Raw genomic sequence first — 10766 nt, forward strand, 5'->3', positions numbered from 1 at the left:
CATGACCAGCGGCCAGGAACCCGTACTCGACTTCGTGGTGGTCCGCCCGCCCGCCACCGTCCCGCCAGATGTCCTGCACCGGCGGTACGTCCACGACGACACCTTCGTTTCCACCGCCCTCGGCGAGAACGGGGGCTACACCGTCCGCCGTGTCCTGTGCGATCTGCACACCGCCAAGGCGGTGTCGTGCGTCGGCCGGCTCGTCTACCGGTCGGTGTACTGCTGCCCTGCCGAAGCCGGCACCGAAGGGTCCGGGCCCACCGAGGGATCGGGCCCCGTCGAAGCCCGTACCGGCGAGACGGGTCTCGTCGAAACCGGCTCCGTAGAGGCCGCTGCCGATGCCGACACCGCAGAGACCGCCGGCTCGGACGACACCCGCGGCGAGCTCGAACGCCTCCGTGACCTCTACTCCGAACTCCTCGAGTCCGTACCGAAATACGCCCCGCCCTGCGCCCCCGGCGGCATGTCGACCAACGGTCCGTACCTCGTCCCGTACCCCTTCGAGGACATCGAGGACCTGGGCCGGGTCATCCACGGCGGCAGGCAGTACATCGTCCCCGACCGGCCCTGGCTGATCCCCGACCTGCCGCTCGCCGCCGTCCTCCGCGCGGCCCCCGCCCTCCTCGAACGCGAGCGCACCCGCCCGAAGTTCCAGCTCAGCAGGCTCGTCCGTGAGCTCGAGACGCTCCTCGGCAGCAGTCTCCTGACCGCCGTCTTCACCCCCGAAGGCGCCCACACCGGCCGCTACCGCCAGACCAAGCGCGGCCTGTTCGACGCCCTGTACCGCTGCTACATCCTGCGCCGCCTCAACCCCGCACTCAGCCTCGAACACCTCATCACCGGCCTGCGTATCCTTCACCTCCTCGAAGCGCTCGCCATCGACCAGCTCATCCACCGCGCCCGCGGCGCATCAGGGCCCACCGCAGGGGAGCGGGCCCTGCTCACCGCGCTCGCCGACCTCCATCCCGCCCTGCGTGGCTGGGACCTCACCGCCGTCCTGTCCGGCTTCCCGCTCCTCGACGACGCCAACGAACTGGCTGCCTACCTGTCCGCCTCGCCCGTCGTCCACCTGCTCTTCGCCCGGCTCTTCCGCTACACCCGGCCGTTCAACGACATCCGGCCGATCGGTGTCGGCGACCTGAAGGTCGTACGGCAATGGCTCACCGCCTACCGTCCCGGCGAGATCTCCCATATCCACAACATCCTCAAGGGCGAACGCAAGACCCGCGTCCACCGCCGCCTGGAGAAGACCGAGGAGACGTACTCCTTTTCCACCACCGGCTCCACCGAGACCACCAAGGACACCCAGACCACGCTGCGCAACGAGGTCAAACAGGAGGCCGAACAGGTCGTCAAGACCGCCCTCGGTGTCACCGCCAACGCGAACCTCAGCTACAACGGCGGCACCGTCGTCGCCTCCCTCGGCGCCGGTTTCAGCTACAGCCGCTCCGCCGACGACACCACCAAATCGGCCCTCACCTTCGCCCGCGAAACCATCTCCAAGGCCGTCGAACGTGTCCAGGAGCAGACCGTCGCGCAGCGGGCCTCCGCCCGCCAGTCCGAGACCGAGGAGAAGAACCTCCAGGTCTTCAGCAACGTCACCGGGCAAAAGCACGTCTCCGGGATGTACCGCTGGGTCGACAAGGAGTACACGGCGCAGGTCTTCACGTACGGCAAGCGCCTGATGTTCGAGTTCCTGGTGCCGCAGCCCGCGGAGTTCTGGGTACGGTCCCGGCTGCGCGCCCACGGGGACGGTCTCGTCCTGCCGCTGCCGCCCGGCAAGGAACCTCCGGCACACACGGTGGATCTCGGCTTCGGCTGGTCCGACATCGACGCGGTGCGTTACGCCGAGCTGCGCACCCGCTACGACCTGGACCATCTGCCGTATCCCGAACCGGTCCGCAAGTACGTGCTGCGGGATGCCGAGACGCGGGCCACCGAGTTCACCAGGAAGGACATTCCGAGGGATCCCAAGCACCCGTTCTTCGCGTACAACTGCACCCTCGAAGGCGCGAAGGGCTACCGCGTCACCCGCCATGTGATCTCCGCCGAGATCGACTTCCACGACGAGGCCTCCGACGCGAAGCCCAACGAACTCTCCCTTTTGCTCGACCAGCGGCTCCTGCTCCACGTCCCGAAGAGGGAGAAGTTCTGGCAGGGCGAGATATGGGACCGCGCGCCCGCCGAGGAGATCGTCCTCGCCTCGGACGACACCTCGCTGCAGTTCCGCTTCCGGCTCGAGGTGTGGAAGTACCACCTGCGGATCGAGCTGCAGCTCGAGCGCTCCACCGAACTCCACCAGCTGTGGCAGCACTCCGTGTACGACGTGGTGCACGCTGCCGAGCAGAAACGCGTCGACGCCCTCAACGAGCAGGAACGGGCCGCGCACCGCTCCAGGGTCGCCGCCTACGAGGACCGGGTCGACCAGTTGAAGGCCACCAGTGTCGCCGAGGTCCTCCAGGGTGCCTCCAGCGCCGCCAACAAGGAGGTCATGGACGAGGAGATCAAGAAGCACTGCCTCACCCTGATCAGCCGCGAGTTCGACAAGGACACCACGGACGACCTGCTGACCACGGGCAAGGGCATCGAACCCCGCACCACCGATGTGGACCGCACCCGCTTCGAGATCAAGCCGGTCACCGAACCCGAACCCCATCTGGTCGCCGGATTCGTCGTGGAGACCATCAAGGACGCCAAGTACCCGTCGATCGACATCGACGTGTCCCGCACCAAGGGCAGGCTCGTCCAGTTCCTGGAGCAGGCCTTCGAATGGCACCGGATCTCGTACCTCTTCTATCCGTACTTCTGGGCCGAGATGCCCCGCTGGGTCGAGCTGATGAACCGCTCCGACGACGCCGACCCCGACTTCACCGCCTTCGTACGAGCGGGCATGGCGCGCGTCCTGGTCGCGGTCTCCCCCGCCTACGAGGACGCCGTACTGCACTACCTCGCCACCCGCGAACCCTGGTACGGCGGACCCTCCCCGGTCATCGGTGACCCGCTCTTCCTGCCGCTGCACGAGGAGGTCCGCAAGCAGACCGACGACCGGCTCGGCGGCGTGGCGGACGGTGAGCCGTGGTCGTACACCGTGCCGACGGCCCTGGTCCACCTCGACCACAGCGGCGACCCGCTGCCCGACCTGAGTGCGGAGAACAGGCCATGAAAGTCCTCGTCGAGCTGGACACGGGGGAGACGCAGGAGCCCGGGGCCTCCGACACCACGGACCACCGCGCCCCGGATCCCCCGAGCGCGAGCAGCACCCGGCTCACCGAACTCACCGGCTGGTGGGCCGAGCAGGTCCTGGAGCCGTATCTGGCGAAGAAGAACGCCCAGCGGTACGAATCCGACTCCTACACGGTCGAACTCCTCGGGGAACCGGTCCAATTCACCGTGCGGTTCGGGGCCGAGACGCTCGAGGACCTGCTTGCCGCGTACGCCGCCTTCGGCTGGGACGCCCTGGAAGTCGTCGAAGCCCGCATGGACCAGCAGCCCAAGAACCTGTCCGCGATGCGGGAGTTCTTCGCCGGCACGCGCGACACGATCGCGGTGATGGTGGCGTACGGGCTGATCCTCGTCGAAGGGATCGCGATCGGCCGGCCACGCGCCTCCTGGGAGAAAGGCGCGGAGGAGCTCGCCGGATACCGCGACGAGTTCCTGGACGCCGGAGTCGCCGTCACCCGCCCGGAGTTCAAGGACCAGAAGAAGGGCGACCGCGTCGTCGTGCTCTGCCGCCAGTACGCGCTTGCCGCCGACGAGGCCTCGCGGCTCGGACAGCAGGTCGCCGACTGGCAGAGCAAGACCCCGTACCAGCACCGTGGGGAGAGGGGCAGCGGCTGGGACCAGTGGGTCGAGCTCTACGCCGCTCCGCAGCGCGTCCAACTGGAGAAGATGAGCTGCCTGCTCACCGAAGTCATCAAGGAATTCCCGGCCGCCGCACTCTTCCTCGACTCCCTGCCCGGCGAATTCCGCAAGGCCTACGCCCCGTGGAAGGCCCGGCCCGCCCTCGCCAAGGCCGTCGCCTTCGGCCTCAACGGCATGATCGCCGACCTCAGGACGCTCCTCGCCTCCCTCGGCGCACCGGCCGGAACGGACCGCCTCGCCCGGCTCGACCAGCCCCGCGTCCCCCCACTCGAACTTCAACAGGGCGGCTTCGAGCAGGAGATCTGCCTGTACGTCCTCGGTCGTGGCGAGAAGGAGCAGCGGGTGCTCGCCAACCCGTACCTCCTCAGCGAACTCACCGAGGACAAGGAACACTTCCCCGAAGGCAGCTGGGAGCAGATCGTCCTCACCCGCTACCTGCACACCCTGTCCCTGGAGATCGAGCGGCGGGAGAAGAGCGACGAGGCCTGGCGGACCTTCTGGGGCTGGGTCGGACGGATCGCCGCCGTCCTCGCCCTGATCAAACTGATGGCGGTCTTTCCCTTCGGGACCGCCGCGGCCGGATCCGCACTCGCCGCGGTCCTCGCCTTCGCCGGGCACACTGCCGCCGTCCTCAGCATCGTCGTCCTCCTGGTCGACGGGATCTACGGCACGCTCGTCGCGATGGGGAAGGCCGACAAGGACGCCCGCGACCAGCTCTTCCGGCTCGCCCAGGAGGACCCCGAAGCCTTCCGGGACATCAGCAGACTGCTCGGGCGCAGCCACGCGATCCGCCGGATGTTCGCCGAAGGGCTCGCCACCATGCTCGTACGGATGGGCCTGGCCCGCGTCAGGATCATCGCCTTCGCCCTCGAACTCGACGACTTCCTGGACGACGTACGGACCGCGTTCGCACCTCTCGACACCGTCAGCGGGTGAGGCGGTCATGCCCCCCAAGGTGAAGTCGCCGTCCGGCCCCGCACCGCATCCCGTCACGGCCGCGCTCGGCCAGACCTCCAAGGTCCTCAAGAGCGCGAACGTGACGCTGGGCAAGGCGTCCGCAGCAGCACCGGGCGCCCCGAAGCCGGCGCGGAAGGGCGTCAAAGGCCGCCTGATCCCGCTCCCCCTGCTCGCCACCCGCGCCTTCGCCGCCAGCCTCGCCGACGCGATCGCCCGCGAGGTACCCGAGGCCTGGCAGCTCGGCCACACCAAGATCAAGGACTTCCGGGCGAAGGTCATCGAGGCCGCCCGCCTCCTGAAGGGCGAGAAAGTCACCGTCTCCGCCTGGATCGGCCAGTTCACCGAGCTCATCGGGGTCGACCTGAAGGAGGTACGCGCCGTCATCCGCGCCGTCACACAGCTCTACCGCGCCTACGCCAACGAGGCCGTACGGAAAGGCGGCAAAGGCTTCGTCAACGGCCTCTTCGAGCCGGTCAAGGTCACCAAGGAGTTCCACCGCACCCTCATCATCCGCGACCTGCGCATCAAGACGCCGAACCAGAAGGTCGGCGTCAAGTACGTCGACCACGCCCGGCTGTTCGCAAACGCCGATGACCAGCACCTGTTCGCCACCGTCGAGTGCAAGACCCGTGGCGCCGCCGACGAGATCCCGGACCAGATCGCGTCCCGCGACAGCAGGCTCCAGGAGGTCGCACACATCCCCGGCACCGTGATCACGTACACGATCGTGCATCCGGACGGCCGCACCGAACCAGGCTCCATGGAGGTCTCCAAACTACTGCTCCGGCCCGGTGACAAGGTCGCCGCCCGGTACAGCAAGGTGAGCATCCAGGCCGGATCGGGCTTCAAGGCCTACCTCGCCAAGGACGCCCACGGTGAGGAGTTCGTCCGCATCATCGTCGCCCTTGGCACCGACCCGATCCGCCAGGCACTGGCCAGGGTCCTGAAGGACCGCAGCTGGCAGCGGAAGACGCCCTGAGAAATCCCAACGAAATGATCTTCGAGGTGCTCGGATCACTTCGCGACCGTTGATCCGGGGGTGCGGGGTGGCTCGGCCGAAGCCGTGGGATGTCGATGACGAGCTGTGGGCGGTGATCGAGCCGCTGCTGCCGAAGGTGGAGCATCGGACCCGGCATCCGGGCCGCAAGCGGTATCCGGACCGGCTGGTGTTCCAGGGGATCCTGTTCGTGCTGCGCACCGGGATCGCCTGGAACACCTGCCGCAGGAACTCGGCTTCGGGTCGGGCATGACCTGCTGGCGACGTTCTGGCCGAGTGGACCGAGGCCGGGGTGTGGCCCCGGCTGCACGAGATCCTCCTCGCCAAGCTCCACGGCGCGAAACGTCCTGGACTTCTCCCGGGCGGCCGTCGACGGTACGAGCCAACGGCTCGGCGAGCAGGCCCGGCCAAAGGAAGATGCCCGGCTCGTCGATCGAGTCCCGGTGCGCGAGACCGGGCGCGGTCAGCGGGACCAGCGTGGCCGTCACGGCCGCGGGATCTGCGGCGGTGTGCCGGATCCGCGCGTGGGTGACCGCCGTGTAGCCGAGATCGCCGGCATCCCCGAGCAACGCGGCATGGGCGCGCGCCGCATCCGCGTGCGTCTGCGCGGCTCGCGTCTCGCCCCGGCCGGCCGGCGGCGCGGCCGCCATCGCATGGACGAAGGCCTGCAACCAGCGCTGGTCGGTGTCCTCGGCGAGCGACACCTCCTGACCGGCGTGCGCCATCGCCGCTTCCCAGTCCCCGTCCCAGCACGCCGACTCGGCCAGGAACGTCAGCGCAAGCAGCCCCGGACCGGGCAACCCCTGCCGTACGTGCCGCTCCGGCGCCTCCGGAGCTCGACCCGCGCCCACCGCCGTCCTCGGACAGCCCGCCAGACCCAAGCACTCGACCCCAGCCGGCTCTTCGAACTCCCCGACCGCCTCTTCGTGGTCAAAGGCCGCGAATCGCGCCCTCATGGTCGGCGTCCTGGAACGCGCCACACCGTGCGAACAGGTCGACCTGGCGAACTTCCGACCCATACATCCTGTACGACGCGCGGTTGCCGACCCACCGGCTCCACGCCTACGAACTCTTCCGCCTCTGAGCGGCGTCCCCGCCGTCCGCACCCAGGGCAAGTGCGCCCGCAAGGCCCACCCGCGAGGCGATCCCGAGCTTCACATACGCATGACTGAGGTGGTACTCCACCGTCTTCGTACTCAGCAGCAGCTCACGCGCGATCAGCCGGTTCGTCAGCCCCGCCGCCGCGAGCCGCGCCGCCGCCAACTCCTGCGGCGTCAGCCCCGCCGCCGAACGCTGCCCCGAACTGCCCTCCACCCGCTTCCCGCAGGCCGCCAACTCCGCCTCGCAGCGCGCCAGATACGGCACCGCCCCCATCCCCGCGAACAACACACGCGCCGCCTCCAACTGCCTCACCGCAGCTGCCCGCCGCCCCATACGGCGCAACCACACGCCGTACGCCCAGTGCGCATGCGCGGTCTCCCAGAACGCGCCGCCGTTGCTCGCACCGATGGCCGGGGCGAAGTCGCCACCACTGCTTCCGTCAGCCGTGGGCGAGGTGAAGTCCCTGCCTGAGGGCACGTCGTCCATGCCGAGGGAGGGGTCGTCGCCACCGGCCACATCCCCCGCACCGGCCGCGGAGTCTCCGCCCGCGCTCCGGCCCTCCGCCGCCCCTGTCAACAGCTCCACCGCCGTCGCATACGCCCGCCCTGCCGCCGCGGAATCCCCGCGCACCGTCTCCACCGTCCCCCGCACCCGTGCCAGCGCGGCAAGCACGGGCACATGCCCGCGACTCACCGCGAGTTTCTCGTGCGCGGCGAGCAAAGGGGCCGCCTCCGCCACTCGGCCGGTCCTCGCCAGTGCCTCCGCGAGCATCCCCGGCCATGGAAAGACTCCGGGCTCATCGACGCTGTCCCGGTACCGCACACCGGGCGCGGCCAGCGGCGACAGTGCCGCGACCACACCCTCGTGGTCGCCGGCCGCCTGCCGCACCTGCGCCAGCGCAATCGCCGCGTACGCCGCGTCGCTCGCGTCACCGAGCAGCGCCGCGTGTTCCCCCGCGGCCGTCGCATGCTCCAGCGCGGCACGCTCCTCACCCCGTCCGGCCAGCGGCCCGGCGGCCATCGCGTGCACCAGGACGAGCAGCCACCGCTGATCGGTGTCGGCCGCCAGTGACACCGCCTGATCGGCATGGGCCAGCGACGCGTCCCAGTCGCCCGCCCGGAACTCCGCCTCCGCGAGAAACGCCAGCGCGAGAAGCCCGAGCCCCGGCAGCCCGCCCCGCAGATGCGCCTCCCGTGCCGCGTCCAGCTCCCGCCGCGCCGCCCCGAGCGCCCCGCTCCACATCAGGAGCACCCCGTGGGCGAGCAAGCCGTCGAGCCCGTCGCCACGGTGCGCGGCCGCCGTGCACCGCAGCCCTTCCGCCGGCCGCCCCGACAGGCCGAGCCCCAGAGCGAGCGCGTCTCGTCCGCCCGCCGTCCCGGTGCCCGCACCGCGCCGCGCCCAAACCACCGCCTCCCTGCCGTCCCCCTGGACCAGGCTGAGCCACGCCAGCTGCTCCGCGGCCCGCGCCGCGATCTGCGGCGGATCGTCCGGGGCCCGCCGGTACCAGGCGGCCGAAAGCAGCCGGGTCGCCTCCTGCTGCCGCCCCGCGACCAGCGCGAGCCTGCCCAGTACGTAACTCTGGGTCGCGGTCCGCGACAACTCCCGCAGCTCCTCCTCCATCGCCTGCGCCTGCGCCACGTCCCCGGCGAGCAGCAGACACTCCGCGCACTCGAGCAGTCGGCGCTCCCGGTCCGCAATGCCCGGCGAGAGCCGCGCCGCGGTCCGTAACTGCTCAGAGGCCGCCGCCCAGGCACCGCGCCGCGACAACTCACCTGCGAACACAGCCAGTTCATCGGTCAGCTCTCTGTCCGGTCCGGTCGCCGCACAGGCACGGTGATGGAGTACGGCCGCCCTTCCCGACACCTGTCCGGCGGCTCGCCGATGCAGCGCCGCCCGCAGCCGTGGCCCCAGCCGCTGGTACACGGCGGCCCGCAGCAACGGGTGCGCGAAGCCGGCCTGCGGATTCCCGCCCACCGTCCGCTCGGTGAGCAGCCCTGCCCGCACCGCCTCGTGAAGTGCCGCCTCTGGCCTTACCCGACCCGCCACCTGTGCCGCGTCGTGCACCGAGAACACCGGCCCGAGAACACTCCCGGCCTCCACCAGTCCCCGCGCCTGTGCCCCGCACCCTTCCAGGAGCCCGCCGACGAGCAGCTCATGCCCGCGCGGTACGGGCAGAGGTGCCCAGGACGCCAGGACCTCGGCCGGGAACTGCCGCAGCAGCGCCCGTAGATGCAGCGGGTTCCCGCCGGTGTGCGCATGCAGCCGGGACGCCGTCCGCTCCGCCATCGGCCCACTGCCGAGCGCCCCGCTCAGATCCCTGATCTGTGCCGGGGCGAGACCGTCAAGGAGAAGCCGCAGCGTCCGGTCGTCTCCGAACAGCCGCCGCAGCCCGTCCGGCAGCCGAGGATCTGCCTCCTCCCGTACGACCACCACCGCAAGGACCCGGTCCACCCGCAGCCGCCGCAGCGTGAAGGTCAGAGCGTGCAGCGACGGGGTGTCCGCCCAGTGCGCGTCGTCGACCACCACGGTCACCACCGGACTTCCCTCCTGGTGGTGCCCCAGTGCGTCGAGGAGCACCGCTCCAGCGGCCAGCGGATCGCCGTCCCGTTGACCGTCACCCAGCAGCTGATCGAGAACCCCGTACGTCAGCGACTGCTCGTTCTCCTCGCCGCTGGCCCACAGCACCGTGCCACAGCCACCCCCATCCTGTACGAAATCCCGCACGAGGGCGGTCTTCCCGATGCCCGCCTCCCCGGCGACAAGAACCAGCTGCGGATCACCTCGCCCCACCCGCACCAGCCGCTCCCGCAACGCGGCCCGCTCCCCACCCCGCCCGACGAACGGTGTCCCCCCGGACTCCGACATGGCTCACCCCCTGCCGTCAGACCACTCACGGTAGCGGCCTGGTGACCGAAAGTCGCACAACCATGCAACACGGGCGCCCCGCCATGCCGGATCGCCCCCACGTCGGCGGGGAACACACTGCTCACACGATGTGCACGTTGATGGCACTGCGTACATGCAGTGCCATGGAGTAGGGCGTCATTCTGGGCGGTCCTCTTCCTACCTAGAGAGACGGCTCCCCACCTCGCCGGCTCGGAGGATGCTCAGTCGAGACAGAACTCGTTGCCCTCGATGTCCTGCATCACGATGCACGAATCGTTGCCGTCGTACAGTAGTCGCACGCGTACCGCGCCGAGCGGGACCAGTCGTGCGCACTCGGCTTCGAGCGTGGCCAGGCGCTCTTCACCCACGAGCCCGGTGCCGACCCGCACGCAAAGATGCACCCGATTCTTGACGACCTTGCCTTCGGGAACGCGCTGAAAGAACAGTCGCGGGCCGGCACCTGAGGGATCACTGCATGCGAACCATGAACCCTGATCCTCAGGAGACCGGGAGCGGTCGAAATCGTCCCACGAGGCGAACCCCGCCGGTGGCGGCGATACGACGTACCCCAACACCTCGCACCAAAAGCGAGCGACGCGCTCAGGTTCTGCGCAGTCGAAGGTGACTTGGAACTGCTTGATCGATGACATCGGCGCACCATAACAGGGGGACTCTCTTGCTCATCTCCCTCTAGGGATCTGCGTGTTGACCGGATGGTCCTTGCGAGCCGCTGCTGTGTCGTGCGGTCGCAGGGGGTGAACCGATGTCGATGCCTCGAAGGGGTTGCCCACTGTTCCGTGCACGCCCGAGACAACGAACACAGCGCCGTCGAGCACGCCGCCAGGGCAGCAGGGGGCGTGGCGATCCGGCCCGGTGCGCGGGCCGGATGCAACGCTTGCACCGGCCGCGCACCGGGTCGAGCCGGGGGGGCCCGGGGGGGGCCGGGCCAGGGGCGCCCCCGGGT

5 protein-coding genes and 1 pseudogene are annotated in these 10766 nt (G+C 69.9%); 4 read left to right on the plus strand and 2 right to left on the minus strand.

Annotation, left to right across the window (positions count from 1 at the left end; genetic code table 11):
- Window position 1 precedes the first annotated feature (1 nt).
- From AB0D57_RS08020 to AB0D57_RS08035, 4 genes and pseudogenes are all read left to right on the plus strand, one after another.
- Window positions 2–3163 (plus strand): hypothetical protein, encoded by a 3162-nt coding sequence (locus tag AB0D57_RS08020; protein WP_362068490.1) that lies wholly within the window; start codon window positions 2–4, stop codon window positions 3161–3163.
- Window positions 3160–4797, plus strand: coding sequence for a hypothetical protein (locus AB0D57_RS08025; protein WP_362068493.1), 1638 nt, complete (start codon window positions 3160–3162; stop codon window positions 4795–4797). Before AB0D57_RS08020 ends, AB0D57_RS08025 begins: the two co-directional genes overlap by 4 nt.
- A gap of 7 nt (window positions 4798–4804) precedes the next feature.
- Window positions 4805–5797: a hypothetical protein gene (locus tag AB0D57_RS08030; protein WP_362068496.1), complete on the plus strand. Its 993-nt coding sequence runs from the start codon at window positions 4805–4807 to the stop codon at window positions 5795–5797.
- Window positions 5798–5864: 67 nt separating this feature from the next.
- Window positions 5865–6161, plus strand: a pseudogene (locus AB0D57_RS08035) (transposase); the annotation flags it as partial.
- A gap of 716 nt (window positions 6162–6877) precedes the next feature.
- Here AB0D57_RS08035 and AB0D57_RS08040 read toward each other — a convergent pair.
- Both AB0D57_RS08040 and AB0D57_RS08045 read right to left on the minus strand, forming a co-directional pair.
- Window positions 6878–9781 (minus strand): AAA family ATPase, encoded by a 2904-nt coding sequence (locus tag AB0D57_RS08040; protein ID WP_362068499.1) that lies wholly within the window; start codon window positions 9779–9781, stop codon window positions 6878–6880.
- A 242-nt stretch (window positions 9782–10023) separates the two neighbouring features.
- Window positions 10024–10452 carry a VOC family protein gene (locus AB0D57_RS08045; RefSeq protein WP_362068502.1) on the minus strand — a complete coding sequence of 143 codons (429 nt, stop codon included), beginning with the start codon at window positions 10450–10452 and terminating at the stop codon, window positions 10024–10026.
- Window positions 10453–10766: the final 314 nt, after the last annotated feature.

The sequence above is a fragment of the Streptomyces sp. NPDC048275 genome (genome assembly GCF_040652275.1).
In the GTDB taxonomy this organism is placed as follows: Bacteria; Actinomycetota; Actinomycetes; order Streptomycetales; family Streptomycetaceae; genus Streptomyces.